Raw genomic sequence first — 1,070 nt, 5'->3', positions numbered from 1 at the left:
AAAGTTAAAAAACGGGTCTGGGTATTCTTTGCTGAAGGACAGCGTTCCCTGCCCCATCCCCACTACCGAAAAAGATGCGCACCGCGCCGCTCCTTCGAAATCGACATTACCCATGAGCAGACGGGGTTCAACCACGATCGTACCGGCGAAAGGGCTGTGCGGCTGCTATCCCCCAACGTTGTTGCACAAATGACACGATTTGGCCTCACTCAGAAAGCTCTCATTAACCTTCGACCCGCCCCAGCCCCTTGTTTACGGGCGAATCCGGCGATCGGCTGACGGAATCATGGCGAGGCCTTGAGCCACCAGCCAGGGAATCGCCGCGGAACCGCCACATCGCGGAAGGCCCCAGCCCGGTGCGTTCTTATTTTTCCGTATAATGTCTTCTTTTTCCCAGATATTGGCTGGGGCTTGTTGATTGTGCCGGCGCTTTTCTTTATCCAGCGGCGCAACGGAGAGGTGGCCGAGTGGTCGAAGGCGCTCCCCTGCTAAGGGAGTAGAGGTCAAAAGCTTCTCGTGGGTTCGAATCCCATCCTCTCCGCCATCCTGCTTCGCTCTTCGAGCTTCGCAGGACAAGTCCAGACCTCAGCGCGAAGCAGGATGCCCTCCGAAGCCTCGGCGAAGGAGGGCAGCAGGCTTAGTTTTCCTTGCAAAAGCGGGATTGGCAATACCTCAGCGCGAAGCAGGATGCCCTTCGAAGCCTCGGCGAAGGAGGGCCGGTCGTGTGGTATGTATACCTGCTGGAAAGCAAGACTGCCGACGGTGAGCGTTATGTCGGCATCACATCCGACCTGAGGCGACGGCTTGCCGAGCACAATGACGGAAAATCCAGTCATACATCCAAGTTCCTGCCATGGCAGATCGTCACCTATGTGGCGTTCTCGAATCAAGCCAAGGCGGCTTCATTCGAGCGCTATCTCAAATCCGGCTCCGGGCACGCCTTCGCCAGCAAGCGTCTGTGGTGAACGCCCCTTCCTTGCGAAAAATCCAGGGATTCCCGGAAAAACGCCGTAATACCAATTGCTTGCTACAAAAACATGCGTCACCAAAACGGCTGTTTCGTTCGATTC

The 1,070-nt window shown here is 56.4% G+C and carries 3 protein-coding genes and 1 tRNA gene; 3 read left to right on the top strand and 1 reads right to left on the bottom strand.

The genetic code is table 11. The annotated features are described in order from the left end of the window. Both FJ964_RS31270 and FJ964_RS30860 read left to right on the top strand, forming a co-directional pair. Window positions 1-279, top strand: a 279-nt coding sequence (locus tag FJ964_RS31270) for a hypothetical protein (RefSeq protein ID WP_210243400.1), incomplete at its 5' end; no start/stop codon positions are given. Window positions 280-453: 174 nt separating this feature from the next. Next, window positions 454-544 (top strand) — tRNA-Ser (locus tag FJ964_RS30860). Here FJ964_RS30860 and FJ964_RS31265 read toward each other — a convergent pair. Further along, window positions 504-836, bottom strand: a complete 333-nt coding sequence (locus FJ964_RS31265; protein WP_210243401.1) for a hypothetical protein — start codon at window positions 834-836, stop codon at window positions 504-506. The two genes, FJ964_RS30860 and FJ964_RS31265, sit on opposite strands and share 41 nt — an antisense overlap. On the opposite strand from FJ964_RS31265, the gene FJ964_RS30855 reads away from it, so the two are divergent. Continuing rightward, the gene (locus FJ964_RS30855; protein WP_140554515.1) at window positions 723-965 is read left to right on the top strand and encodes a GIY-YIG nuclease family protein; all 243 of its coding nucleotides are present in this window, start codon (window positions 723-725) and stop codon (window positions 963-965) included. The two genes, FJ964_RS31265 and FJ964_RS30855, sit on opposite strands and share 114 nt — an antisense overlap. Window positions 966-1,070: the final 105 nt, after the last annotated feature.

It is taken from the genome of Mesorhizobium sp. B2-3-2 (genome assembly GCF_006442295.1).
Lineage (GTDB): Bacteria > Pseudomonadota > Alphaproteobacteria > Rhizobiales > Rhizobiaceae > Mesorhizobium.
This window is presented reverse-complemented; position numbering and strand designations above follow the sequence as displayed.